At 60.5% G+C, this 26314-nt stretch carries 25 protein-coding genes and 2 pseudogenes; 15 read left to right on the top strand and 12 right to left on the bottom strand.

From position 1 onward, the window contains the following. Positions 1-18: 18 nt before the first annotated feature. From JN279_RS10920 to kdpF, 7 genes are read right to left on the bottom strand one after another with little or no spacing between them, the layout of a single operon-like run. The gene (locus tag JN279_RS10920; RefSeq protein WP_202352734.1) at positions 19-708 is read right to left on the bottom strand and encodes a response regulator transcription factor; all 690 of its coding nucleotides are present in this window, start codon (positions 706-708) and stop codon (positions 19-21) included. Next, a complete protein-coding gene (locus JN279_RS10915) occupies positions 705-3440 on the bottom strand; it encodes a sensor histidine kinase (RefSeq protein ID WP_202352733.1) in 2736 nt (911 codons plus the stop codon). Before JN279_RS10915 ends, JN279_RS10920 begins: the two co-directional genes overlap by 4 nt. Before the next feature lie 57 nt (positions 3441-3497). After that, positions 3498-4061, bottom strand: coding sequence for a potassium-transporting ATPase subunit KdpC (gene kdpC / locus JN279_RS10910; RefSeq protein WP_202352732.1), 564 nt, complete (start codon positions 4059-4061; stop codon positions 3498-3500). 11 nt (positions 4062-4072) lie between these two features. After that, complete coding sequence (gene kdpB / locus JN279_RS10905; protein ID WP_096450068.1) at positions 4073-6166, bottom strand: potassium-transporting ATPase subunit KdpB; 2094 nt, start codon at positions 6164-6166, stop codon at positions 4073-4075. Beyond that, positions 6163-6378 carry a hypothetical protein gene (locus JN279_RS10900; protein ID WP_202352731.1) on the bottom strand — a complete coding sequence of 72 codons (216 nt, stop codon included), beginning with the start codon at positions 6376-6378 and terminating at the stop codon, positions 6163-6165. The genes kdpB and JN279_RS10900 overlap by 4 nt, the downstream gene beginning before the upstream one ends. A 7-nt stretch (positions 6379-6385) precedes the next feature. Beyond that, on the bottom strand, positions 6386-8089 hold the full coding sequence (gene kdpA / locus JN279_RS10895; protein ID WP_202352730.1) for a potassium-transporting ATPase subunit KdpA: 1704 nt from the start codon (positions 8087-8089) through the stop codon (positions 6386-6388). Positions 8090-8123: 34 nt separating this feature from the next. Further along, positions 8124-8213, bottom strand: coding sequence for a K(+)-transporting ATPase subunit F (kdpF, locus tag JN279_RS10890; protein ID WP_032918612.1), 90 nt, complete (start codon positions 8211-8213; stop codon positions 8124-8126). Between kdpF and JN279_RS10885 the strand changes: the two genes are divergently transcribed. Next, positions 8212-8502, top strand: a complete 291-nt coding sequence (locus JN279_RS10885; RefSeq protein ID WP_202352729.1) for a hypothetical protein — start codon at positions 8212-8214, stop codon at positions 8500-8502. The genes kdpF and JN279_RS10885 overlap by 2 nt on opposite strands. Before the next feature lie 152 nt (positions 8503-8654). Further along, on the top strand, positions 8655-9152 hold the full coding sequence (locus tag JN279_RS10880) for a YciE/YciF ferroxidase family protein (RefSeq protein WP_202352728.1): 498 nt from the start codon (positions 8655-8657) through the stop codon (positions 9150-9152). A gap of 163 nt (positions 9153-9315) precedes the next feature. Here the strand turns inward: JN279_RS10880 and JN279_RS10875 are convergent, their stop codons facing one another. Beyond that, positions 9316-10035, bottom strand: a complete 720-nt coding sequence (locus tag JN279_RS10875) for a Crp/Fnr family transcriptional regulator (protein WP_096450076.1) — start codon at positions 10033-10035, stop codon at positions 9316-9318. A gap of 216 nt (positions 10036-10251) precedes the next feature. Between JN279_RS10875 and JN279_RS10870 the strand changes: the two genes are divergently transcribed. Both JN279_RS10870 and JN279_RS10865 read left to right on the top strand, forming a co-directional pair. Next, positions 10252-10488: a DUF6894 family protein gene (locus JN279_RS10870; protein ID WP_096457885.1), complete on the top strand. Its 237-nt coding sequence runs from the start codon at positions 10252-10254 to the stop codon at positions 10486-10488. Between the two features lie 139 nt (positions 10489-10627). Continuing rightward, positions 10628-10825 (top strand): hypothetical protein, encoded by a 198-nt coding sequence (locus JN279_RS10865; protein WP_202352727.1) that lies wholly within the window; start codon positions 10628-10630, stop codon positions 10823-10825. 146 nt (positions 10826-10971) lie between these two features. Here the strand turns inward: JN279_RS10865 and JN279_RS10860 are convergent, their stop codons facing one another. Next, entirely contained in the window at positions 10972-11274 is a 303-nt protein-coding gene (locus JN279_RS10860; protein ID WP_096450080.1) for a DUF982 domain-containing protein, read from the bottom strand. Between the two features lie 905 nt (positions 11275-12179). Here JN279_RS10860 and JN279_RS10855 point away from each other — a divergent pair. The 3 genes from JN279_RS10855 to JN279_RS10845 all read left to right on the top strand — a co-directional run bounded on the left by JN279_RS10855 (position 12180) and on the right by JN279_RS10845 (position 16240). After that, positions 12180-13682: a winged helix-turn-helix domain-containing tetratricopeptide repeat protein gene (locus JN279_RS10855; protein ID WP_096450082.1), complete on the top strand. Its 1503-nt coding sequence runs from the start codon at positions 12180-12182 to the stop codon at positions 13680-13682. A gap of 73 nt (positions 13683-13755) precedes the next feature. Beyond that, positions 13756-14688: a class I SAM-dependent methyltransferase gene (locus JN279_RS10850; protein ID WP_202352726.1), complete on the top strand. Its 933-nt coding sequence runs from the start codon at positions 13756-13758 to the stop codon at positions 14686-14688. A 268-nt stretch (positions 14689-14956) separates the two neighbouring features. Then, positions 14957-16240 carry a tyrosine-type recombinase/integrase gene (locus JN279_RS10845; RefSeq protein WP_096450084.1) on the top strand — a complete coding sequence of 428 codons (1284 nt, stop codon included), beginning with the start codon at positions 14957-14959 and terminating at the stop codon, positions 16238-16240. Positions 16241-16549: 309 nt separating this feature from the next. On the opposite strand, the pseudogene JN279_RS10840 reads toward JN279_RS10845, so the two are convergent. Then, positions 16550-16744: pseudogene (locus JN279_RS10840) on the bottom strand (DUF932 domain-containing protein); the annotation flags it as partial. Between the two features lie 412 nt (positions 16745-17156). Between JN279_RS10840 and JN279_RS10835 the strand changes: the two are divergent. Next, on the top strand, positions 17157-17687 hold the full coding sequence (locus JN279_RS10835) for a MucR family transcriptional regulator (RefSeq protein ID WP_202353692.1): 531 nt from the start codon (positions 17157-17159) through the stop codon (positions 17685-17687). An 86-nt stretch (positions 17688-17773) separates the two neighbouring features. Here JN279_RS10835 and JN279_RS10830 read toward each other — a convergent pair. Continuing rightward, positions 17774-18084: pseudogene (locus JN279_RS10830) on the bottom strand (DUF736 domain-containing protein). On the opposite strand from JN279_RS10830, the gene JN279_RS10825 reads away from it, so the two are divergent. Next, positions 18029-18190, top strand: a complete 162-nt coding sequence (locus JN279_RS10825; protein ID WP_202353900.1) for a hypothetical protein — start codon at positions 18029-18031, stop codon at positions 18188-18190. The pseudogene JN279_RS10830 and the gene JN279_RS10825 overlap by 56 nt on opposite strands. A 177-nt stretch (positions 18191-18367) precedes the next feature. Here the strand turns inward: JN279_RS10825 and JN279_RS10820 are convergent, their stop codons facing one another. After that, complete coding sequence (locus JN279_RS10820) at positions 18368-19378, bottom strand: AraC family transcriptional regulator (protein ID WP_202352725.1); 1011 nt, start codon at positions 19376-19378, stop codon at positions 18368-18370. Positions 19379-19438: 60 nt separating this feature from the next. On the opposite strand from JN279_RS10820, the gene JN279_RS10815 reads away from it, so the two are divergent. The 6 genes from JN279_RS10815 to JN279_RS10790 all read left to right on the top strand — a co-directional run bounded on the left by JN279_RS10815 (position 19439) and on the right by JN279_RS10790 (position 26247). After that, positions 19439-20506, top strand: coding sequence for an aldo/keto reductase (locus JN279_RS10815; RefSeq protein ID WP_202352724.1), 1068 nt, complete (start codon positions 19439-19441; stop codon positions 20504-20506). A 373-nt stretch (positions 20507-20879) separates the two neighbouring features. Then, positions 20880-22055, top strand: coding sequence for a molybdopterin-dependent oxidoreductase (locus JN279_RS10810; RefSeq protein WP_202353691.1), 1176 nt, complete (start codon positions 20880-20882; stop codon positions 22053-22055). A 10-nt stretch (positions 22056-22065) separates the two neighbouring features. Next, positions 22066-22404, top strand: coding sequence for a c-type cytochrome (locus tag JN279_RS10805; protein WP_202352723.1), 339 nt, complete (start codon positions 22066-22068; stop codon positions 22402-22404). A gap of 145 nt (positions 22405-22549) precedes the next feature. Beyond that, positions 22550-22996, top strand: a complete 447-nt coding sequence (locus JN279_RS10800; protein WP_096450094.1) for a pseudoazurin — start codon at positions 22550-22552, stop codon at positions 22994-22996. Positions 22997-23629: 633 nt separating this feature from the next. After that, entirely contained in the window at positions 23630-24670 is a 1041-nt protein-coding gene (locus tag JN279_RS10795) for an alpha/beta hydrolase (protein WP_244734518.1), read from the top strand. A gap of 560 nt (positions 24671-25230) precedes the next feature. Continuing rightward, on the top strand, positions 25231-26247 hold the full coding sequence (locus JN279_RS10790) for an SDR family NAD(P)-dependent oxidoreductase (RefSeq protein WP_202352722.1): 1017 nt from the start codon (positions 25231-25233) through the stop codon (positions 26245-26247). Positions 26248-26314: the final 67 nt, after the last annotated feature.

Genomic DNA, 26314 nt, shown 5'->3' with positions numbered 1-26314 from the left:
TTCAATACGAAGGGTATCTCAGTCGACCCGCAACCGATAGCCGACACCGGTTTCAGTGGTTATGTGGTGCGGCTGGTCCGGGGTCTTCTCGATCTTCTGCCGAAGCTGCCTGACATAGACCCTGAGATACTGCACGTCGGTCGAATCGCCCCAGATCTGCTTCAGGATGAAATGGTGGGTCAGCACCTTGCCGGCATGCTGCACCAGGATGCGCAATATGTCGTATTCCTTCGGCGAGAGTTTTATCTCCTTGCCCTCGACCTTGACGATGCGCTTGACCAGATCAACGCTGAGGTCACCGCTCTGGAAGACAGGCTTCTCGCCCTGCTGCTGGAACTTGTGCCGCAGCGCCACGCGGATGCGCGCCACAAGTTCGTTCATGCCGAACGGCTTGGTGACATAGTCGTCGGCGCCGAGTTCGAGCGCATTGACGATGCCGGCCTCGTCGGTGCGGCTGGAGAGGATGACGACGGGAATGTCGAGGCCGTCGTCACGCCATTTGCGCAGCAGCTCATGGCCGCTCATGCCGGGCAGGCCGAGATCGAGCAGCACCAGGTCCGGCTTTTCCTGTTCCATCAGCTCGATCGCCGCCTTGGCGTTCGGCGCCTCGCTGACCGCATAGCCCTGGCTGCCGAGGCCGACGCGCAACAACTTGCGGATCGGCGGCTCGTCATCGACGACCAATATCCTGACATTCGTGTTCGTCATGCCAAATCACCCACATCATTGTCGTCCGCGCTGGCGGCGCCGAGATCGGGCGGGTTCGTCGTCTTCGGCATTTTGATGGTGAAAACCGCACCCGAACGGTCGGTTCGGTTTGCCGCGGTGATCGTGCCCCCCATCGCCTCGATGAAGCCGCGGCAAATGGACAGGCCGAGCCCGGTGCCGGCGCGAACCTGGTCGCGCTTGCGCACCCGGTAGAACGTGTCGAAAATCCGTTCCAGATCGCCTGGAGGAATGCCCAGCCCCTCATCCATGATCTGCAGGATGACGGAACCATTGTCGGTCCAACCCTGCACGCGGATCGTCGAGCCTGCCGGCGCGTATTTCGCCGCATTGTCGAGGAGATTGAACAGCGCCTGCTCGAACAGCACGGGATCGACCTTCAACATCGGCAAATCCGCCGGGATGTCGATCTCGGTCTTATGCTCGGCGATGATTTTCCTGGCCCTCTGCAGGGCCGAGCCGACGATGTCGCCGACATAGTGGAAAGCGAAGTTCGGCTCCATTGCACCGGACTCGATCTTGGTCATGTCGAGCAGGTTGGCGATGAAGCGGTTCAGCCGCTCGGATTCGTCGAGCACGGTCGTCAACAGCTCCGCCCGGTCCTGTTCGGGAAGAGCGGGCGCGAATTCCCGCAGCGTGCCGGCCGCGCCCATGATGGCGGCGAGCGGCGTCTTCAGATCATGCGAAATCGAGGTCAGCAGCGCCGAGCGCAGCCTGTCCGCCTCGGCGGCGAGCTTGGCCCGGTCGACATCGGCGACGAGCTGGATGCGTTCGATCGCCACCGCCGCCTGGTCGGCCAGCGCGTCCAGCAGGCGCTGCTGCTCCGGCGTCAGCAGCGGGCCCTGCTTGTCATTGTCGAGGCCGACGACACCGATCGCGGTGCGCCCTGTCCGCAAGGGAAGATAGAGGCGCTTGGCGCCAGGCAGCGTGTCGGCGCCGCGCCCCGCGGCACGGTTGTGCTCCCAGGCCCAGCGGGCGGCGGCGATGTCGGCCTCGGCCAGCGTGTCGTCGGGCGGATAGCCGGCCTTGACGGTAATGGTGCCGTCTTCCGGCAGAAGCAGCACCACCCGCAGCTTGAGCATCGAGGCGATCTGGAAGGCCGTGGCCCACAGAACGTCGTCGAGCGTGCCGGCACCGGCGAGCTTCTTGGAGAACAGGTAGATATCCTCCGTGGCCCGCGCCCGCGAGCGCGCGGCGATCGCCTGGCGCTGCACGCGGACCGTCAGATTGCTGGCAATGACGGCGACGACCAGGAACACGCCGAGCGCGACAATGCTCTCCGGATCCCGGATCGTCAGCGTGTAGCGCGGCTCCAGGAAGAAATAGTTGAAGGCAAGGGCGCTGGCGAGACAGGCGTAAAGGGCCGGCCACAGACCGCCGGTCACCGCCGACGCCAGGACCCCGATGAGGAAGATGATCGCAAGGTTGCGAACATCGAGAAACTGGTCGAGCAGCACGGCGAAGGCGAGCGAGCCTGCTACATAGGCCGTGGCCAGGAGATAGGGCCAGATCTGGAATTGCGTCTGCTCGTCCGCGGTCCTTACGTTCCTCGACGTCGCCTCGCTGTTGCGTTCGTTTCCCGAAATGACATGGACGCTGATGTCGCCGGCATTGCGGATGAGATCATAGGTCAGCGAGCCCTCGATCAATTCGCGCCAGCGCGAGCGGGTCGGCCTGCCGACAACGATATGGGTGAAATTGTTCGCCGTTGCGTAACGCACGATGTCCTGCGCGACATTCTGACCCGGAATGGTCGTCACCTCGGCACCAAGCTGCTGGGCGAGGCGCAAATTGTTCGCGAGCCGGTCCTTGTCCTCCTCGGGCATGCTGGCCGAGCGAGGGCTGTCGACATGCAGTGCCGTCCACGGCGCACGCAGCCGATCGGCCAGCCGGCGCGCATAGCGGATGCGGGCCGCGCCGCCCAGGCGCGCGTCGAGGCAGACGAGGACCCTTTCCCCGGCAGCCCAGGGGCCCTGGATGGCATGGGACTGCATGTGATTGAGCAACTGCTCGTCGACACGCTGGGCAGTGCGGCGCAGCGCCAGTTCCCTGAGCGCCGTCAGATTGCCGGGCGAGAAATAATTCTCGATGGCGCGTTGCGCCGTGTTGGGGAAGTAGACCTTGCCTTCCTCGAGCCGCTTGATCAGGTCGTCGGGGGTGAGATCGATGATCTCGACATCGTCGGCCTGGTCGATGATGGAGTCCGGAACCGTCTCGCGCACCCTGACCTTGGTGATCTGGGCGACGACATCGTTCAGGCTTTCGACATGCTGGACGTTGAGCGTCGTGTAGACGTCGATGCCTTGCGTCAGGATTTCCTGGACATCGAGATAGCGCTTGGGGTGGCGGCTGCCGGGCGCGTTGGTGTGGGCGAGCTCGTCGACGAGCACCAATGCCGGACGCCGGGCAAGGATGGCGTCGATGTCCATCTCGTCCAGCATGCGCCCCTTGTAGTCGACCTTGCGGCGGGGAATGACTTCATAGCCTTCGACCAGGGCCTGGGTTTCCTGACGGCCATGCGTTTCGACGACGCCGATCACCACATCGATACCGTCGGCCAGCCTGGCGCGGCCCGACATCAGCATTTCGTAGGTCTTGCCGACACCAGGCGCCGCGCCGAGGAATATCCGCAGACGACCGCGCCCCTCCCGCTCGGCATGCTCGAGCAGCGCGTCGGGGGAAGGTCGGTTTTCGTTGCTTCTGTCTTCCGGCATCAGGATCGATCATGGAGAGGTCCGGGGATGCTGTCGATCCCCGGCCCTCGCCGTCACCTATTTAGCGGCGTCCAGCGCCAGGTTGAGCGCCAGCACGTTGACCACCGGCTCGCCCATGAAACCGAGCTCCCTGCCCTCGACCTGGCCGTCGACAAGTGTCTTGACCTTGGCTTCGTCGATGCCCCTGGCCTTGGCGACGCGCGGAACCTGGAAATAGGCCGCCTCCGGGCTGATCTGCGGATCGAGGCCGCTGCCGGACGTCGTCACCAGGTCCATCGGCACGGGCTGGTTCGAATTCTCCGCCTTCAGCTTCTCGGCATCGCCCTTGATGCGCTCGATCAGCTTCGGGTTGGTCGGCCCAAGATTGGTGCCGCCCGACGCCGTGGCATCGTAGCCGTTGCCGGCCGCCGAAGGCCGGCCATGGAAATACTTGTCGCTGGCGAAGGCCTGGCCGATCAGCTCGGAGCCGATGACCTTGCCATCTTTCTCGATCAGGCTGCCATTGGCCTGGCGCGGAAACAGCGCCTGCGCAATGCCGGTCATGCCCAGGGGATAGACCAGGCCGGTCAGCACGGTGAAGAAGACGATCATGATGATCGCGGGTCTGATTTGCTTGAGCATCGGAATGATCCTTATGCAAGGCCAAGGGCCGTGACGGCCATGTCGATTATCTTGATGCCGACGAACGGCACGATGATGCCGCCGAGGCCGTAGACCAGAAGGTTTCGGCTGAGCAGCGCGCCGGCGCCGATCGCGCGATACTTGACGCCTTTCAGCGACAGCGGGATCAGCGCGATGATGATGAGCGCGTTGAAGATGATGGCCGACAGGATGGCGCTCTGCGGCGTCGCCAGATGCATGATGTTGAGCGCCTGCAGCGGCCCGGTGGTCTGTCCCGGCGCGATGTAGAAGACGGCGAACATGGCCGGGATGATGGCAAAATACTTGGCCACGTCGTTGGCGATCGAGAAGGTCGTCAGCGAGCCGCGCGTCATCAACAGCGCCTTGCCGATCTCGACGATCTCGATGAGCTTGGTCGGATCGCTGTCGAGATCGATCATGTTGCCGGCTTCGCGCGCGGCGACCGTGCCGGTGTTCATGGCGACGCCGACATCGGCCTGGGCAAGGGCGGGCGCGTCGTTGGTGCCGTCGCCGCACATGGCGACCAGCTTGCCCTTGGCCTGTTCGTCCCGGATCAGCTTCAGCTTGTCCTCGGGTGTCGCCTGGGCGAGGAAGTCGTCGACGCCGGCTTCCGCGGCGATGGCGGCCGCCGTCAGCGGATTGTCGCCGGTGATCATCACCGTGCGGATGCCCATGCGGCGCAGCTCCGTGAAGCGCTCGCTGATGCCGCCCTTGACGATGTCCTTGAGGTGGACGACGCCGAGCAGGCGCCCGTCACGCTCGACCGCCAGCGGCGTACCGCCGGACTTGGCGACCTCGTCGGCGATCGCCTGGAGATCCCGTACGGACTCGCTGCTTGGACGCGTGCCATGGGCGGCGACCGTCGACTGGTTGACATGGGCAAGCACGGAATCGACCGCACCCTTGCGCACCGACGAGCCGTCGACGTCGACGCCGCTCATGCGGGTCTGCGCGGTGAAGGGGACGAAGGTTGCGTGCAGCGTTGCCATGTCGCGGGCGCGGATGCCGTATTTCTCCTTGGCCAGGACGACGATCGAGCGGCCTTCCGGCGTTTCGTCGGCAAGCGAGGCGAGCTGGGCCGCGTCGGCCAGTTCCTGTTCGGTGACGCCCTTGACCGGACGGAATTCCGTCGCCTGGCGATTGCCGAGCGTGATCGTACCGGTCTTGTCGAGCAGCAGCGTGTCGACGTCGCCAGCGGCCTCGACGGCACGGCCCGACATGGCGAGCACATTGAAGCGCACCAGGCGGTCCATGCCGGCGATGCCGATCGCCGACAGCAGCGCGCCGATCGTGGTCGGGATCAGGGTGACGAACAGGGCGACGAGCACGGTCACCGAGATATAGCCGCCGGAATAGGCGGCGAAGCTCGGGATCGTCGCCGTGGCCAGCACGAAGATCAGCGTCATGCCGACGAGTAGGATGTTGAGCGCGATCTCGTTCGGCGTCTTCTGGCGTTCGGCGCCTTCGACCAGCGAGATCATGCGGTCGAGGAAGGTGTGGCCTGAGGCAGCGGTGATGCGCACGCGGATCCAGTCGGACAGCACCTGCGTGCCGCCGGTGACCGCCGAGCGGTCGCCGCCGGATTCGCGGATGACGGGAGCCGACTCACCGGTGATCGCCGCTTCATTGACCGAGGCGACGCCTTCCATCACCTCGCCGTCCGACGGGATGATGTCGCCGGCTTCGACGAGGACGATGTCACCGACCTTCAGGCTGGTGCCGGGCACCAGCTTGAACTTGGCTCGGTCCTCGCCGGCCAGAAGCTTGGCCTGGGTCTCGGTGCGCGCCTTGCGCAACGAGTCGGCCTGAGCCTTGCCGCGGCCTTCAGCAACCGCCTCGGCGAAATTGGCGAACAGCACGGTGAACCACAGCCAGATGATGATCTGCAGGGTGAACTTGAAATCACCGCCGCCGGTGATGAGATCCCTGACGAACAGCACCGATGTCAGCGCCGAGACGACGGCGACGACGAACATCACCGGGTTCTTGATCAAGGTGCGCGGGTTCAGTTTCCTGAAGGCCCCGCCGATGGCGGGCCACAGGATGCTGGCATCCATGATGCTAGCGGATTTGGACTGGCTCATTTGTTGGCTCCAGTATCGATGTTGTTGGCGGGCACCGATCGATCGGATGCCGAAGGAAGATGCGGCGGCCCATAGACCAGCAGCCAGATCACGATCATGGCTGCCGCAATGCCGAGGAATGTGGACACGGTCGGAAAAGGAGGGGGGATTCTCTCCCCCTCTTTGTCGGTCCGACGCTCAACGTTGCGACGCGTGTTTTTGAACCAGGACATGGCGGCCTCAGAAGGTTTGCCCGTGGATCATGGCCAGGTGTTCGACGATCGGTCCGATCGCCAGTGCAGGGAAGAAGGTCAGGCCGACGACGATCAGGATGACGCCGACCAGCAGGCCGACGAACAGCGGACCGTCGGTCGGGAAGGTACCGGCGGAGGCCGGCACCGTCTTTTTCGCCACCAGCGAGCCAGCGATGGCAAGTGCTGGAATGACGACGAAGAAGCGACCCACCCACATGGTGATGCCGAGCGTGATGTTGTACCAGGGCGTGTTGCCGCTGAGGCCGCCAAAGGCCGAGCCGTTGTTCGCCGCTGCCGAGGTGTAGGCATAGAGAACTTCGGAGAAGCCGTGCGGACCGCCATTGGCCATCGAGGCCACCGCACTTGGCAGCACGACCGCGATGGCCGTGAAGACCAGCATGACCAGGGGCAGAGCGAGGATGGCGAGCATCGCCATCTTGACCTCCTTGGCCTCGATCTTCTTGCCGAGATATTCGGGCGTGCGGCCGACCATCAGGCCGGCGACGAAGACGGCGATGACGATGAACATCAGGATGCCGTAGAAACCGGCGCCGACGCCGCCGACGATGACTTCGCCGAGCTGCATGTTGATCATCGGGATGAAGCCACCTATCGCGGTGAACGAGTCATGCATGGCATTGACCGCGCCGCAGGAGGCGGCCGTTGTGATGACGGCGAACAAAGCCGACAGAGCGATGCCGAAGCGGCTCTCCTTGCCTTCCATGTTGCCGCCGTCGATGCCGAGTGCATGCACCAGCGGATTGCCTGATGCTTCCGCCCAGTAGCAGATGGTGACGCCGGCGATGAACAGCACACCCATCGTCGCCAGGATCGCCCAGCCCTGGCGCTGGTTGCCGACCATGCGGCCGAACACGTTGGTCAGCGAGGCGCCAAGCGCGAAGATCGTCACCATCTGGATGAAGTTGGAGATCGCGTCGGGGTTTTCAAAAGGATGCGCGGCATTGGCGTTGAAGAAGCCGCCGCCATTGGTGCCGAGCATCTTGATGGCGACCTGCGAGGCGACAGGACCAAGGGCGAGCGTCTGCTTGGCGCCTTCGAGCGTAGTGGCGTCGGCATAGGGGCCGAGCGTCTGCGGCATGCCGAGCCAGACATAGACAAGGGTAAGCACGATGCAGGCCGGCAGGAGGATGTAGAGCGTGCAGCGGGTCATATCGACCCAGAAATTGCCGATCGACTTGACCGAATGCCGGGCGAAGCCGCGGATCAGCGCGACGGCGATTGCGATGCCGACCGCCGCCGACATGAAGTTCTGCACCGTCAGGCCGGCCATCTGCACGAGGTAGGACATCGTGCTTTCGCCGCCGTAATTCTGCCAGTTGGTGTTGGTCACGAAGCTGACGGCGGTGTTGAAGGCGAGGGTCTGCTCGACCGCTGTCATGCCGGCCGGATTGTAGGGCAGGACGCCCTGCAGCCGCTGCAAGGCATAGAGCGCCAGGAAGCTGGCCAGGCTGAAGAACATGATGCCGGCCGCATAGGCGGTCCAGTGCTGTTCCTCGCGCTCGCTGGTTCCCGAAATGCGGTAAAGGACCCGTTCGACAGGCCCGAGGATCGGCGAGAGGAATGTCCGATCGCCGTTGAAAACGCGGTACATGTAGCCGCCAAGCGGCTTCACCAGCAGAACGACGACCACGCAGTAGGCGAGGATCTGTATCCATCCGTTGAGAGTCATTGAAGTAGCTTTCCGTGCCTTGCTTCGGTTGCCGTCAGAAGCGTTCTGGGCGAACGAGGGCGTATGTCAGGTAGGCGAGCAGGAACAAGGTCACACCGCCGCCGAGGATATAGTCGAGAAGCATGTTGCAATCCTCCGGCTCAAAGAATGTCGCAGACTTTGATGTAGGCGATGGAGAGAGCGAAAAACAAAATCTCCAGCCCGATAACGACGATATCCATCGTGGGTGTTCCTTATCTTCGTTTTATTTGCGCATTGCGCTGTACGCCTGCAGTCGGCAGGCGGAAACCAAATGGAACCACTCCGCCACGATGGATAATCGCGACCGAGCTGTCTGTTCCCTGGAGAATATGGACCCGATCGCCATAAAGGTTCGAGACGGCACGGGACGGAAAGAAATAGGAATTTTATAAAGGTTTTTGCCAGCCCATCGCCGACGGGCGGATGGCGTCTCGATGAGGATTCGCCGGGGTAAACCGCTTCACCGCGCTGTGCGGCCTGAATGGAACAAATCATCCCGCGGGAGATTGTCGGCCTGAGGGTTCACGCATCAAAGGATATGACGATGGCAAGACAGAAAATGCTCGACGACCTGTTTCACGACACGCTGAAGGACATCTATTTCGCCGAAAAGAAGATATTGGCGACGCTGCCGAAAATGGCCAAGGCCGCGCAAAGCGCCGAACTGAAGGCCGCCTTCGAAAAGCACCGCACGGAAACCGAAGGCCATGTCGCAAGACTGGAGAAGGTCTTCGGCGTCATCGGCAAGAAGCCGGTCGGCAAGACCTGTGCGGCCATCATGGGCATCACCGAGGAAGGTGCCGAGATCATGGAAGAGTACAAGGGATCTCCCGCGCTCGATGCCGGCCTGCTGGCCGCCGCACAAGCGGTCGAACACTACGAGATCTCGCGCTATGGCACGCTGAGGACATGGGCCGGCGAACTCGGCCTGAACGAAGCCGTGACGCTTCTCGAAGCGACGCTGAAGGAAGAGAAGGCGACGGACCAAGCGCTGACCACGATCGCCGAGTCCGCTGTCAACGTTGCGGCCGAAGCGGCGTGATCTGTAGAGATCGGTAGCGCCTAAGGTGTGTTGAGATTCAGGTCAGGACGCGCCGAAAACGATGGCTTTCGAGAACCGGAGCGGAACGTGCTTAGGCACGTGAGCACCGGAAGCACAGAAAGCCACCGTTTGCAGGCCGGCCTCACCTGAATATCAATACACCTTAGCGTGGCTCCCGCATCATGCTCAGATAAGTCGGATCGAACTCGGCGATGTCCTGCAGCCGGTGCCAGTCCAGAATGGTCACCGTATGGTTCGCCCAGCTGACGACGCCGACCTTGCGCAAGGCGCCGATAACCCGGTTCATATGCACCACCGACAGGCCAAGCACGTCGGCCATCTCCGCTTGCGACAGCGGCAGATGAAAGCTCATGCCGTTGGTCCGCTGCACCACCTGTAACCGCACGAACAGCTCACAGACGAGATGGGCCAGATGCGAGGTCTTGGAGCGCCGTCCCATCGCGACGATCCATTCGCGGTGAATGGCGCCGTCGACCAGCGTATCCAGCCACAACAGCCGGGTCAGATGCGGCGCCTGCTCGGTGATGGTGCGAAGCCGGCTGTGATCGGCGAACATGACATGACAGGGCGACAAAGCGACGATGCCGTGATCCATTGTCTTCAAGAGGAAGGCGTGGAGATCGACGAAGTCGCCGGGCACCTGCAACGAGGTGAATTGCCGGCCGCCATTCTCCAGCACCTTGTAGCGCGCCGCCAGCCCGTCGAGGATCAGTGTCGAGTAGGTTGGCCGCGATCCCGATGCGACAATGTCCTGGCCGGTGGCGAAATGCCGCTCGAACGTCATGGCGCCAGCCAGCAGCGCTTTCTCGGCATCGGACAGCGCATCGTGCTGGCCGAGGTTCAGGTAAAGGGATTCAAGCACCGCGACCTCCGGCGAAAGGGCTTCAGGTGGCCGACGCCCAAGTGTTTCTGTCGGAAGCAAGGCGGCTTCGGATGCACTAGGCCTTTGGGCACTGATGAGCATTAACATTTGTTAGGCCCGCTTGTTCCAAATGCCACCGTTGGTGGAACAACTGCCCGGCCCGCGAATTGTCGGTTGAATATCTCGCCATTTCAACAGCCTGAGGTCCAGCCCATCATGCCTCGATATTATCTCGACCTCTACAATGGCGACGGTCTGACGGTCGATGATGACGGCCAGATCTTCGAAACCCGCGAACGCCTGCGGCGCGAAGCGATCCGCATCCTGCCCGACATCGTCCGCGACGAAATGATCGAGAACGACCGCACGGCCATTACTGTCAAGGTGCGCGACGAGAGCGGACGCCATATCTTCGAGGCATCGCTCGTCGTCTCTTCGGGGTGGTGCGACTGACGGCCCTCTCCGGCATCGATGACAAAAGTTCTCCGACCATCATTTGTAATCGCCGCCCCCGCCGCAACGCTGCACCATGCGGGGCCGGAAGAGGCGGCGTTCCGAACCGCCGCCCCCTGCGGGATGGAGGTAGCAGCAGATGAACCGTGCAAAAGTCGACACCCAGCGCGACGAGCGCGCCAAACGTGAATCGCAGATCGTGATCGATGCCGAGCGGGCGGCCCGCGAGGCAAAGACCGCCAAGCTGAGAGAGCTGCGCCTTGCCGCGCAGGCAGCGCAGGAGCCTGATCCGACGAGGCGCAAGACTGCACGCCGGGGCACAGCTTCGAAAGGGTGATTGCCCAAAAGCGCTGGGCAAACATCATCGGTGGATAGGCGCGATCTTCCCTTGGCAAAGTAAAAGCCCGGCTGGAAGGGCCAGGCCGGGCTTTCTGTGGCGGCTGATGTCGAATCGGCCACCACGACGGGAGGTGGCCTCCAAAATCAGGCGGCGTAGCCGCCATAGCCGCGCGCGACGGCGCGCGCCACGATCACCGGCTCGATCTCGGGCCAGAGGATGCCGGCGGCTTGCGCGAATTCGACGAGCGCATGGCGCGCCTCATCCCGGGTGATGCAACCTTCCAGCGCAAGGCCACACGCCTGGACGGCATGGCGATGGAGCGGACCACGGCGCGAGGTCGTCCAATTGGTCAGGAAATCGTGCATTTCGGCCAACGAGGCAATCTCGCGCTTGAAACCGAGGCCGACGGTGAGCGCCACCGGCGAATGAAACAGCTTGTCGTACATGAAACGGCTCCTGATTATCGCAGCGCCAGGAGAAATATCCGGGCTGGTCCACGGACGGGACGCCGTGAAACGCGCGGCAGGGCGGGAGGTTCCAGATGCGCTTTTATTCCTCCGCGACGATGGCTCGTGGGACGACATCAGATGCCCGGTCCGCCAGCCTTGGCTGCTGCTGGCACGATCATCAATGCATGGCCTACAGGCGGGGACGCTTCGTTTGTGTAAGAGAGCGGTCGGCAAGGAAACGCGCGTTCACGCGGCGCGCGGAGGCCGGTCCGGGGCCGCGCATATAGTGAAGCTCTGGTCGGTAGCGCGGTGCAACGAATTCGCGAAAGGCTGATGCAAACCGATTGATTACAGCCAGACGTCCTGTGACCCAATCTCTGCAAGATGCCGCTGCATGAGGCTGTTCAATTCCGATCCATAGTCTCGTCGCCATCGAGGTGGTTCCTATGATCTTGTGATGGCCGGCGGACATGATCGCACGGTCCGCGACACTGACGCCGCCGCCGATAAGGTCTCGGCTGGTGGAGCGCTTGAGCAAAAGACCGAATTGTTTTGAGCCGCAGTCAAAAACCCCCACGAGGGCGGCATGGGGGCGACCACCCCCAGGGCGATGGCCAAGAACACTGCCAGAAGCCCGAACAGAAGCTTACGCGACATCATTGTCCCAACCTCACACGCCGGTGTCGATATGAAACAGCGTCTTTGCGCCCGGCATTGCCTGAACCTGTAGATGCAAGAACCGTGCCACGCGTGCCTCGCATGCTTCATGGAGAGATTGATGTGGCGGCTCTCTTTGAAGAAAACAGGTCAGGCCTTGGCTCGACAATCGACGCAAAGATTTTGAGTTCTGGAGGCGGTGCCGAAACTGTTCCGAAAACTTCCGAAACGTCTAGTATGCCCACATGCAGGGCACCCGCATCGCTTTTGGTCCGTTCCTACTCGATCCCGACACCGGGACGCTCCTTAAAGAGCAAATCCCGATCGCTGTCGGGCATCGTGGGCTGACGCTGCTTGCTGCGCTTACGGCCCGGCCCGGTGAGATCCTGACCAAGGCCGAGCTGATGGACGCTGCCTGGCCGGACACTGCCGTTGAGGAAGGCAACCTTACCGTCCAAATCGCGGCACTAAGAAAGGCACTCGGTCCGGCTGATAAAGGCGGCGAGTGGATCGCCACGGTGCCCCGCGTCGGCTACCGCTTCACCGGGACTGTCGAGCCGGTGGCGAGCGCATCCCGCAGACTGATACCACCCGCCGGCAAGCCGTCGATTGCGGTGCTGCCTTTTGCCAACTTGAGTGGCGATCAGGACCAGCAGTATCTCAGCGACGGCATAACCGAGGACATAATTACGGAGCTGGCCAGGTTCCGCTCCCTCCTCGTCATCGCGCGCAATTCATCTTTTCAGTTTCGCCATCCGGCATTGGACATTGCCGAAGTCCATCGCAAACTGGGCGTTCGCTACCTCGTCGAAGGCAGCATACGAAAGCTTGGCGATCGCATTCGCATCACCACACAGCTGATTGACGCCGCCACCGGCACCCACCTGTGGGCACAACGGTACGACCGGGCCCTCGACGACATCTTCGCATTGCAAGACGAGGTTGCGGCTCTTATCGCCTCGATGGTCGAAGGCCAGGCGGAGGCCGATTCGGCGAGCCGCACCAGACGCAAGCCTCCGGCCGATTGGGATGCATACGACTACTACCTGCAGGGGCGCGCACACTTCTACCGGTATGAACTGGACAAGTCCGAGCCGCTATTCGTCCGGAGCGTCGAGCTCGATTCGACGTTCGCTCAAGGCCACGCCTTCCTCGCACAGGCCCTCGTCGGCAGATTTTGGTACGACAACGATCCGCGGACGCTACAGAAGGCCTGGGACTCGGCACGAACGGCACTCGCTCTCGACAGGAGCGATGGTGTCTGTCACCAGAGCATGGGGTTAGTGCTTACGCACATGCGCCAGCACAGCGATGCGGGAGCGCATTTCGAGCGAGCGCGCTCGTTGAACCCGCTAGACGTGAACATAGCGGGTGACTACGCAAGCTGGCTCAACTACGGCGGACAGGCCGAGACGGCGCTGAACGTGCTCGAAACCGCGCTCCTGCGCGACCCGTTGCCTCCGATATGGTTCTGGGAGGTGAAGGGCAGCTCCCTCTTCCTGCTTGGAAGGTACTCGGAAGCCGTCCGTTCGTATCAGATGGCCGGCGACCATTTCTTCATTCATGCCTTCCTCGCAGCGGCGTACGCGCATTTGGGCGAGGCGCAGAAGGCGTGCGCTGAAGTCGAGGAAGCACTGACAAGGAAACACGACCTGACTGTCCGGCTGATTTCAGGTCTACCGTTCGCCGACCAAGTCGCCCTCGAGCTTTTCACGTCAGGCTTCAGAAAGGCTGGCTTTCCCGCGTGAAACTGGTTTCCCCCAGGAGAAGACAGTATAGCAAGAATTCGGCGTCCTTTATTGACTGAAAGGACACGAAGTGGTGAACACCGACCTCGTATTTGGCCATCCCTTGAAATTTGTCTTCATGGATTGGAGTGGCGAAGACGCTCACGAACAGCTATCGACGAGACTGATGAACGAATTTCAGCCGTGGAAAATTTCGGGGTTTTGCCCCATTTGCCAGAAGAACACAGAGTTCCTGGCGAAGGGCGCCTGGCTTCGCGAGGAACTGCTCTGTACATCGTGCCCTAAAGGGTCAATCCCCAGGGAGCGGGCACTGGCGCTGATCCTCAATGAGCTGAGACCCGACTGGCGCGACTTGCACATCCATGAGTCATCGCCCGAAGTCAGGGGTATATCTCCGGTGATGAAGCGGGAGGCGCGACACTACATCGCCTCGCAATACTTCCCGGACCAGCCATTCGGGTCAATGCACAAGGGAGTTCGCAACGAAAATCTCGAAAGCCTGACTTTTGATGATTGCTGCTTTGATATCACTGTGACGCTCGACGTGATGGAGCACGTATATCATCCGGACAAGGTCATTTCGGAGATTTTCAGAACGATAAAACCCGGCGGAATTTACATCTGTACTTTTCCGGTCCGAAAATCTCAAACCAACGCATGGGAGCGCAGGTTCGTTCAGAATGCGGATGGGACGAGAGAGCATTTGAAAGAGCCGGAAATCCATGGAAATCCGGTCAGCAGCGACGGTTCCATCGTGACTGTCGATTACGGTTACGATCTCCATCTGGCCATCGCGGAATGGGCACCATTTGACGTTCGCGTGTATCGCTTCGCTGATCGCACGCACGGTATCCTTGGCGAATACACAGACCTGATTGTCTGCACCAAGCCGGCTTCAGCCGCCGGAGACAGGACAGCCGTCGAACCGACACCGCCAGCAACGGGGCTTGGTCGCTGGCTTGCTCTTCCTCGCTTCATCAAACGGGCTCGCTCACGTGGTCGCTGATGAACCGGCCCGGCCTGAGATTACCCCGAGAGCCTCCTGGCGTCGCCTCGTCAAGGTTCGCGTGGGAAAATACGAAGTGATTTCAATAATTTAGATGGAACTGGCGGAGAGAGCGCCCGCCTTGTCGCAATAGCGTATCGTTCCAATCGATGCGGAATGCCATTTAAATTCAGCAATATAAGCTTCTCCAGTGTTTTATGCCGCTGCATGTAACCCTACTGTGTTGCATGCTTTTTGGTGGGCCTAATGATGGGTCCGGGAGATCAGATTGCCGCGCAAAGCCAAAGAGCTTGGGCCGTTGGAGGTCAAGCGACTTTCGAAGCCGGGATTACACGCGATCGGCGGCGTGGCATGTCTGGCATTGCAGGTCAAGGATACCGGCGCACGCTCCTGGTTACTGCGAATCTCTATCGGGCAGCGCCGACGCGAAATTGGACTTGGTGGGTATCCGGATGTCACGCTCGCCCAGGCCCGTGAGAAAGCGCGGGAGATGCGTGCGGCAGTTGATCGCGGCATCGACCCTGCCGAAGAGAGGCGGGCAGCTAGGAGTGCCTTGGCATCCGCAGTCGCTAGTGAAATTACCTTCGATGAAGCGGCGCGGCGTTGGCATAAGTCGAAGCGCCGAGAATACCGGAACGAAAAACACGCTGCGCAAGTTCTGACAACGATCCTGACCTACGCGTCTCCGGCATTGGGTACTTTGCCGGTGGGGTTGATCTCACTTGCGCACATTGTTCAAGTTCTCGAACCCATCTGGGCCGACAAGACTGAGACAGCTACCAGGCTTCGCGGTCGAATTGAGAACGTCTTATCCTGGGCCACAGTGTCGGGTTTTCGATCCGGAGAAAATCCTGCCCGGTGGAAGGGGAACCTCGATGCAATCCTTCCAAAGCCGAAAAAGCTGAGGCCGGTATCGCACCATTCAGCCTTGCCATTTGATCGAGTTGCAGAGTTTCTTGTTGCTTTAAAGCGGATCGAGGGGATGGGGGCCAAGGCCCTCGAATTTGCTATTTTGACAGCCGCTCGATCAGGCGAGGTCCGCGAAGCAAGGTGGACCGAATTTGACATGCAGAAATCCGTTTGGACAGTCCCGGCCGATCGAATGAAGGCTGGTAGGGAACACAGCGTCCCTCTCTCACGGCAAGCGATGCTTGTTCTCAACGACATTCCAAAGTTCTTACATTCGGAGCTTGTTTTCACGGCGCCGCGCGGTGGCTCACTCTCGGACATGACGTTGTCAGCGGTGATGAGGCGGATGGGGGTTGCTGCTGTTCCGCACGGCTTCCGGTCTACGTTTCGCGATTGGGTGGCCGAACGCACTGCATATCCAAGTGATGTAGCTGAGATGGCGCTGGCACACAGCATCCGCAACAAGGTTGAGGCTGCCTATCGGCGCGGTGATCTTTTTGAAAAGCGTCGGCAGCTCATGCAGGATTGGGCGATCACCAGATATGTACGGATCACTTCCATCACGATCAGCAGTCCCAGTGCCCACGAGATGAATCCAGTCAATGCAAACGCAGTCGCCGACATATGCCGTCCCCGTTGCTAACAGTCTCGGTCGTCGTAACCAATCACCTAGTCTACCGCTATGCGTTGGTGGAGGCCAATGGCACACCAGTGGCGCATTGCTGGCAGGCGGCCTTGGGGTCGGTTGCCGACAATCCGCTTTTGAATCGAACTAGGTAGAAAGCGGTCGTCCGGCGTTCGCCCGCACGTGAAGACGCTGTGACTGAAGGGCCGCAGGAGGAGAACTATATCCAGTTGGAACCATGGTCCGACTCTTGTTGCGCTACGCGGCACAAACGGCGCGCACATGCTGTGTCTCAAGACAGATCGCCGGCAGGCCAAGTTTCTTGAGGGCGGTAGCGTGGTGCGCTCTCTGCTTCACGGCATTAAAAAGCTCGGTGAGGCTCAAATAGCGCTCGTCATCGGGACGCGAGAACCATTCCGAGGAAACTCGTCCGATCCGCTCGCCGAGCGAGATATCCACACGAAAGCAGCTGGAAGCCGCCTGTTGCTGGTTGTTGCTCAGGCTGGCGATGATGGTGGTCATGTTCATTGTGTTCAATCCTTCTTCCGTCAAATGACGAAGGCATGTCTTTCGGCATGCCTTCCGGGACGCGTGAGCGCGCGGGAGTGATGGGGCCAATGCCGGCGCGCGGAGCGGGCTGCACGGTCGAGCGAAGCGGATGGAAATTGATGGCCACTGTGCTGCAGTCGGCCGCTTTGCGAGCCTGCGGCCTGCTCTGCACAGGCGGCAATGGCGGGGAAGCGAGGGGAGTTCCTCGCTTCCCAACGGACCGACAAGGGTATCCGCAGTCGATGAGAACGATAAAAGCGAAGCTTACTCTTATAATGTTGTGCAAGAGACGTGGATTTTACAAAGAAATGTACTATTTGCCTCGTTGGCGGGACGGGGAAATCAACCGTCGCTCAATTCGTCCGATACAATAAGAGGAAATTATATGACCGCTGCTCTCGAACAAGACGGCCAACTGGATACCGTGTCGATCGCGGCGGACATCGTCGCCGCCTATGTGTCGAACAATCCATTGCCGGTTGGCGAGTTGCCGAAGCTGATCGGCGATATCCATGCCGCTCTGAAAGGCATCGGCACGCCGGCGATAGAACCTATGATCAAGCAGGAACCGGCAGTATCGATCAGGAAATCGGTGACGCCGGATTTCATCATCTGTCTTGAAGACGGAAAAAAATTCAAATCGCTCAAGCGGCATCTTCAGCACTTTAACCTGACCCCCGACCAATATCGGCAGAAGTGGAACCTGCCGGCCGACTATCCGATGGTGGCGCCGAACTATGCGGCGACCCGATCGGCCTTGGCGAAATCAATTGGACTCGGGCGCAAAGCGCCGGCGGCCACATCCGCCGTTGCAGAAAAGCGGAAACCCGTCGTACGAGCGGCGGCAGCGAAAACGACTGCGACTGCCATCAAGTCGCCGGTGAAGAAGGCGCGCAAGTCGCCGGCCAAAGCCTAGCCTGCTGTGTCTGAAACAGGCCTAGGCTGAGCCTGACCTGAACATGGCGAAGCCGGCCTTGCGGCGGGGCTTCGTGTTTTGTCGAGTCACTCTGCGGTGCGGCGTGACCAGATGAGCGAGAACTCGCCCTCGGTGTCGGTCTCGACCAGGCTCGCATAGATCGGAGCGGGGAAGCTGGGATCGTCGAGCTTGACGGAGTGGTAGTCGCGTCCCTCGCGCGAGGTCTTCTTCCATGCCGCCCCGAATTCGGTGGCGCCGGCGAAGATTCGGAAGTCAGGACCTTTTCATTTTCGCCGTCGGTCGGGGAGAACGTGACCGTCTTGACGTTGAGGTTGAGGGTGTTGACCGAGCCGGAGAAGCCGTTCGCGGTGCGGGAGAATGTGCCGATCGTAGCCATTGTGGTGTTCCTGCTGTTTTCTCGGGCCGCGCCCATTGCGGCGTCGATGGTGGTCGTGAGACCGGAGACGATCGTTCTGCATCCCGAAGGGGCTGAAACGAAGTGAAAGACGGCGGCGCGAGCCTTCTTGGACCGCGAGGAATGGACGCGCAGCGACCAGGGGAAGAAAACGCAGCGACGTCGATGTGGGAAGACGATCGATTTGCCTAATCTTTGGGCTGAATCGTCATCGCGTTCGGGGCGGCTCCGAAGGCAACCAAGTGATTGCTGAGGGCAGCGGCTCCTATTCGGCTTCGATTACACTGCGGTCCACCTTGCGGCGACGCTCGGAATAGGTCTGCATCGCCTCCTTCCGGTATCGGCCTGGTGACACTCCGGTTGAGCGACTGAATGCATTGCTGAAGGCACTTTCGGACCCATATCCGAGCGAACAGGCAATATCGGCGACGGAATGGTCCGTCTCACTCAACTCCCGTTCGGCCAGGCGCATCCGCCAATTGAGTACATAGGTCAAAGGCGGGACACCAACGACATCACGAAAGCGTACCGCGAACGATGTGCGCGACATTCCCGACATCTTCGCCAGTCCCTCCAGATTCCACGCATGTGATGGTTTAGCGTGGATTCCTCGTAGCGCGATCGAGATGCGTCTGTCGTCAAGCGCGGTAAGCCAACCAGATCGATCCGACTTGGTCGATTCGATGTGAAGCCGAAGAGCTTCGACGAACAGCAACTTTGCCAAATGGGTGATCGCTGTTGTGGAACCGGCGCGCTTGCGCTGCGTCTCCTCGGCCAACTCTGTAAGGAGCCAGCGCAGCTTCGCAGCTTCTCCTCTCTGACCATTGACGTGAACCACGGGAGGGAGACTTTCTCGCAAAAAGCCGCAGCGCTGCTCGTCGACCTCCAGCAACCCTCCGATCATCGTGAATTCGGAGCCTTCCCCGACGCGCAGGTTACCTTCTGTATCTCGCTCAAGCGGTGTGGAGGATGCGTTCGGCAGCCACTCCACAGCACTGGCCAGGATGACTGCTGGCGCTCTATTCGTGATTACGACGTCACCCGCCTCGAATAATGCCGAGGCTGCTGAGTCGGCTTCGGTCGACAGCCAGCACGTTCCTCTCACGACGGCGAGAAACTTTACCGCGTCCGAGCGCTTGAACTTTCGCGCCCAGTCACCCCCAGCAACAAGCGTGCCGGTGAGAACGCAGCGCGCATCGGCGAGATCGAGGACATCAGAGAGCGGGTCTGTGCGCATAGTTGTACCATCTCGCATAAACATCGCACGATCAAGCATTCATCATTCAGAAATAGCGACTTACCAAGACACGGCGCTCGCGAACAAAAGGAGTCCCACATGCCTCTTGACCATTTCATCACGCTTGGCCGCTCAGGCTTGCGTGTAAGCCCGCTGTGTCTTGGCACGATGACATTCGGCGAAGACTTCGGTTGGGGTGCGAGCGAGGGGGACTCGCATGCGATGCTGTCCGCGTATCTCGATCACGGCGGCAACTTCGTCGACACAGCCAACATCTACACTGGCGGACACTCCGAGAGGATCATCGGCGACTATCTGCGGCAACGGGATGTTCGCCGTGACGGGATTGTGCTCGGCACGAAGTTCTACTGCAGCCTGTTTCCCGGAGACCCCAACGGCGGCGGTGCTGGGCGCAAGGCGCTCTTGCAGCAGTGCGAAGCGTCGCTCAAGCGACTCCAGACCGATTACATCGACATCTACTGGCTCCACAACTGGGATCAGACGACACCCGTCGAAGAGACGCTGCGAGGTCTCGACGATCTCGTCGCGGCCGGCAAGATCCGTTACGTCGGCTTCTCGGATATCCCTGCCTGGAAGACGGCCGAAGCGCAGACGATCGCCCACTTTCGGGGATGGGCGCCGGTCATCGCGCTCCAACTTGAATACTCGTTGCTCGAGCGGACCAGCGAAGGCGAGCTTTTTCCCATGGCCCAGGCTTTGGGAATGGGCATCATGCCTTGGTCGCCGCTGAAGAGCGGATTCCTGAGCGGCAAGTTCAAGCGCGGCAGTAAAGGAGACGTCGACACGAAGCGCACCGGGTTGGTGGGCATCCCAAGCGAAGCCGACTACGACGTCATCGAAGCGGTCGCAGCCGTTGCATCGGAGCTGGGAGCAAGCTCCGCGTCGATAGCGCTCGCCTGGGTCAGGTCACGCGCAGGCGTCAGTTCCACCCTTATCGGCGCCAGGCGCGTCGACCAGCTCAAAGCCAATCTCGATTCCCTCAATGTGACACTGTCTGCCGAGCAGATCAAAAAACTCGATGACGTCTCCAAGCCAAAACTAAATTTCCCGGCCGAGAACAACGAAATGCTGGCCCCGATGATCGGCTTCCCTGGCACGACCATCGACGGACGAACGGTGCCCTCAGCATCGCGCCTTGCGGCCTAATCGCTAGATGATGGTCCACGGTTTCTGCTGTGGACCCAGGCAATCCGCGCAATCGGAGGTGTTTCGAGCGAGTTCAAAGATGATGTCATGAAAGCTAGGAAGAACGCTCTACAATACCAGCGGCGGTGCCGGACTCCGGCAGGCTTGCGTGATCGCTTTCGCCGCTGAGAGTGCGATCGTCACGACCACCGGACGGACTATCCGGCCGATGCGAACGATCGCTCATCAAATATGGACGACCAAGCATTCATCGTTCGCACATGGCTGCGTATTTCTGTCTCCACAAAAAGGAGATATAGCAATGAGCACAGCCCAAGCGCCAGGTTGGCAAACGCCAGCCCTCCACTTGAGTCGTCGGAATTTCGTTGCGGCGATGGGTGCCGCGGGGTTGCTGTTTCTGCCGAAGCACGTCGCCGCAGACGAAATGATAGATCTCGGTCTGCCGGGTGGCGGCGGGGAGCGGCCGGTGACCACGGCCTTCCCGCAAAAAGGCAAGATGATCCTCCAGCGGACCCGGCCGCCGCTTCTTGAAACGCCCTTCGAGGTGTTCGATCAAGGCGTATTGACGCCGAACGATCGCTTCTTCGTGCGTTGGCATTGGGCAAATATTCCAACGCAGGTCGACGCCGGCAGCTTTCGACTGAATATCCGAGGCCATGTGAACGCGACACTCAGCTTGTCGCTCGCTGATCTGGTAGCGATGCCGACTTTCGAGATTGTCGCGGTCAACCAGTGCTCAGGCAATTCGCGAGGCCTATATGTTCCGCGCGTGCCGGGCGCGCAATGGGGCAACGGGGCGATGAGCAATGCGCGCTGGACTGGGGTCCGCCTCAAGGACGTTCTGGATCGGGCCGGTGTCAAGGCCGGAGCGATCAGTGTGCGTTTCAGTGGTCTCGACGAACAGGTGATCGAGGAAGCACCGCACTTCATGAAATCCCTTTCCGTCGACCACGCACGGGATGGAGAGGTAATGATCGCCTATGCGATGAATGGTGAGCAGTTGCCGCTCGTCAACGGATTTCCGCTGCGCCTCATCGTTCCTGGCTGGTATTCGACCTATTGGGTCAAAATGCTCAACGACATCGAAGTACTGGATCGGCCTGACGACAATTTCTGGATGGCGAAGGCCTACGTCATCCCGGATACACCTTTCGCGGCAGTGAAGCCTGGCGAGACCGGATACCAAACCGTTCCGATCAACCGGATGCTGCCCCGCTCTTTCGTGACCAATCTGAAGTCCGGCGCTCGGGTAAAGGCAAATGCGCCGCTCACGCTGCGCGGAATTGCTTTCGGCGGTGATACTGGCATCAACAAAGTCGATTTATCGAGTGACGGTGGCGCCACTTGGTCTCCTACCCAACTTGAATCGGATGAAGGTAAGTATAGCTTTCGAAGGTGGGAGACATCGATCTCTCCAACACCTGGTGATCATCAGATCTTAGTTCGCTGCACCAATTCAAATGGCGAAGTTCAGCCGATGCAGACCTATTGGAACCCATCAGGTTTCATGCGGAATGTCATTGAATCCATCAGCTTTAGCGCAGCGTGAGGAAGGGGCCATGTCAAGATTTCTCGCGCCTTTGGTCCTCGCCACCATCATTGTCGAGGTTGGGTTCAGTGTTTCGACGGCAGCAGCGCCTGCCTCGATGCACTTCAATTCGCTGTCGCTCGACCTGCCATTCGGGGACCGGATGTTTGATGGTCCCGATGCGGACGCGATCAACAACAACTGCCTTGCATGCCATTCGGCAGGCATGGTCCTGAATCAACCCAAGCTGCCGCGCAAAGTCTGGGAAGCGGAAGTCGAAAAAATGCGGGCGGCCTACAAGGCTCCAGTCGCGGAGGAGGATGTAAAGGCGATCGTCGACTACCTCACGCGGATCAAGGGATCAGATTAGGGGTCTGCAACTGCCCCTCACGCACATGCGCTTGTCCGCTCGTGATCGGGCCTGCCATTCCTCAGCGGATTCAACGCTCTCTACGCACCACTCTCAATAATTAATCAAACCTCGCGGAAGCATCTCGCCGGGGGAAGGAGAACTGATGAAATATTTGCTCGCGCTCGCCACCATCGCCGGTTCTTTGTTGATCGGCGGCGTCGCCTCGGCCGCAACCTTCGAAGTGAAGATGCTGAACAAGGGAAGCGATGGCCAGATGATGGTGTTTGAGCCAGCACTGCTGAAGATCCAGCCGGGTGACACGGTCAAGTTCATTCCGACCGACAAGACACATGACGCCGAGACGATACCGGGAATGCTTCCCTCCGGTGCACAGCCGTTCAAGGGCGCTTTGTCACAGAGGCTTTCCGTGACGTTTCAGGAGCCCGGAATTTACGGCTACCGCTGTGCACCCCATTTCGGCTTCGGCATGGTCGGATTGATTGAAGTTGGTGAGAATACGTCAAATCTCGATGCGGCGAGACAGATCAAGCTGCCGCCGCTTGCTACGAAGCGGATGTCTGGACTGTTCGATCAAGTTTCCGCTCACTAGTGCCGCTTTGACCCTTGGCGATATGTTCGGCAAGGGCCGGGCTTCTCGGTCAGTTTCCAGAAAATCCTGCCCGAGAAGCCGCGAAATTTGTGTGTACCTGCCGAGGCTGATCGTGTGACTCATAGGGATGCGGCCGCGCTACGGAAGGATCGTATCGAAGTCGTTCTCGATTGGAAGAGCGACTTGGCCCCGCATTGCCGCGGAGCGCGCGACATATTCGGCGCAGGTCTTAGCGTACCTGCGCACCACGGCGGCCTCCTGCCGCGCCCTCGTTTAACCTCGCCGATGCCTGCTTTCGAGGAGTGGCAGAATTGACGTCAACGACCGGGCTGGGGCGCTCAGCTGAATGCCCGCAATCTGGCGATGAGCCAATGTCTTTGGAAAGGCAACTCCATCCCAATGGCCGATGAGGATCGGGGTGGCGGCAATCAGACGTATCCGGCCGATCGCGAACGATCGCTCATATTTTCTGGACTATTGAGCATTCATCGTTCGACTCCTGTCCCTTATTCATGTCTCCATGAAAACGGAGACATTCCCCACAGCCACGCCACGCGCAACGGTTTCGCCCTGCGCATTCCCCTCCTCTGACCCAGCCCAATCTCCACTCCAGTTCTCGAAAGGATATCCGTCATGAACACGATCAAGACGGCTGCTGCCGCTGCCGCCATGGCGCTGACCGCCTCCGGCACCGCGCTTGCCCAGGCCGCACCGCCCGTCGCCGACGACCCGAACCTCGACCCGCAGGTCCGGTCATTTCTTGAGCAGATCAACAAAGACCCATCCCCGTTTTGGGAACTGCCGCAACCTCGCCCCCAAGAAATTTTGACAGGCCTTCAGAACCAGACGCCGGTTGACATGTCGGGCGTTTCAACGTCGGAGCGTACCATCCTGGTCGAGGGCCGGCGGGTGAAGCTCTACATCATGAAGCCCGATAAGGCTGCGAAGAAGCCCGGCGTATTGCTGTTCATTCACGGCGGCGTGTGGATCGTCGGCAACTTCGACAACCATCAGCGCCTGCTGCGTGATCTCGTCGTTAAGTCGGGCCAGGTCGGTGTGTTCGTCGAATACACCTCTCTTCCCGAGGCGAAGTTCCCGACCCAGCTCGACGAGAGCTATGCTGCGTTGGAATGGGTGAAAGCGCATGCTGCGGACTTCGGCGCCGACGGCAGCCGCATCGCGGTCGCCGGGAATTCGGTGGGCGGCGACATGACGGCCGCACTCTCACTGATGGCCAAGGACCGCAATGGCCCGAAGATCAGCTATCAGGTGCTGTTCATTCCCGCGACCGACGCCAGCGTCGATAGCGCCTCCTATCTGACCTATGGACAGGACCGATTTCTTGGCCGAGCGTTCATGAAATACGGCTGGGATCTCTACGCTCCAGATGCTGGGCAGCGTGACAATCGTTACGTGTCCCCGCTCCGCGCCACCCTCGATGAACTGCACGGTCTGCCGCCCGCACTGGTGATCACCGCAGAGAATGATCCGCTTCGGGACGAGGGCGAAGCCTATGCTCGCAAGTTGAAGGCGGCCGGAAATACGGTCTCGGCAGTGCGGTTCAACGGTACGATCCATGACTTCGTGCTACTCAACGCGCTCAAGGACCTGCCTTCTACTCAGGCAGCCATCCAACTCGCAGCGGACGGAATTCGTCAGCACCTCGATCACTGAGATCAACCCATTCACACGGCGCAGCGTCCGCGCTGCGCCGTGTGTCATGTGTACGCTTCACGGAACGTCGGATCGGGCGCCCGTTGCCATGGCGCAATTGGATACAGCTGAGCGGCAGACCTCTGCCAAGAATAAGATGCAGCGACCGTTCCTGGCTTAAACGAGCCTCCGGACTCTCCCACTGGATTCATATGTGACAAGCTGCAATTGGCTGCGCTCCGGATCGCAATCATCGACCGGTGATCCACGCTTATTGCAAAACGGTCGCGCCGGATCACAAAGGCAAACTGGCAAGCCAGCGGGGGCAAGGAAGGCGCTCATGCGCTCTCTGTGCGCGTCCCCCATCGACCGCTAACATTCAAAGCCCCCATTGCCGATTGGTGATAGGGAGATGCCAAGCGCCGAGCTTCGATACGATCAACCGGCCTCTCAGGCAAGAACGCTCGCACGCTGCCATAGCCCATCGATGGCGAACGATCGCTCATATTTTATGAACCAGTAAGCATTCATCGTTCCGCCCTGGTCGATTATTCCATCTCCATGGAAACGGAGACACAGCAATGAACACAACACAGGCACCGATCCGTTCAGGATTTAGCCGCGCCTCCACGACCGTCGACGTCATCAAGGGAGTCGATCTCGTCGGCAAGGTAGCGATCGTCACAGGCGGCTACTCAGGCCTGGGACTTGAAACAGCGTGCACGCTCGCCTCAGCGGGCGCGCGAATTATCGTGCCGGCGCGTGACGTCGAGCGCGCGCGCAGGGCCATCGCCGAAGCTGGCGGCGGCATGGAGGTTCAATCGATGGACCTCACCGATCCGCGCTCGATCGATGACTTCGCGCGCGACTTCGTCGAGACAGGCCTGCCGCTTCATATGCTCATCAACAACGCCGGCATCATGGCGCTGCCCGAACTGAAGCACGATGTGCAAGGCAACGAATTGCAGTTTGCCACCAACCATCTCGGCCATTTCCGGCTGACCCTTCGGCTCTGGCCGGCGCTGAAGCGCGCTCATGGCGCGCGCGTCGTGTCGGTCTCGTCCGCGGGACATCGCTTCTCGCCGGTGGTTTTCGACGACATCAATTTCGAGCGCCGCGCCTATGACCCTTTCAAGGCCTATGGTCAGTCGAAGACGGCCAATATCCTCTTCGCAGTCGCACTCGACCGGCGAGGCAAGGAAGAAGGCATTCGCGCGTTCGCGCTTCATCCCGGCGGAATAGCGGCAACGAATCTCGGTACGCATGTCGGGGTAGAAATGCTGAAAAAGACCGGGTTCGTCGACGAGAATGATCGGCCGGTCGTCGATCTGAGCCGTGACCTAAAATCGGTGCCACAGGGAGCGGCCACCCACGTCTGGTGCGCGGTCAGCCCGCAGCTCGACGGCAAAGGCGGGGTGTACTGCGCCGATTCAGACATCACCCTCGTATTGCCGGAGGGCGGTTCTTTCGCTCTGACTGAAGATCGTGCCAATCGCGGCACCGGGGTCCAGGCCTATGCGGTCGACCAGAAAGCCGCCGAAGAGCTTTGGCGCAGAAGCGAGGAGATCACCAATATCTCCATCCAAAGCCAGTCGTGACGCGACGACGTTGCGCTGCCTCCCCGTCCAGTGGTTCGATCGCATCGGCGCGCGCGCTTCAGTCCAA

This window comes from Mesorhizobium sp. 113-1-2, from assembly GCF_016756475.1.
GTDB lineage: Bacteria > Pseudomonadota > Alphaproteobacteria > Rhizobiales > Rhizobiaceae > Mesorhizobium > Mesorhizobium loti_C.
Note: the sequence above shows the minus strand (reverse complement) of the source record. Positions and strands in the feature narration are given on the sequence as shown.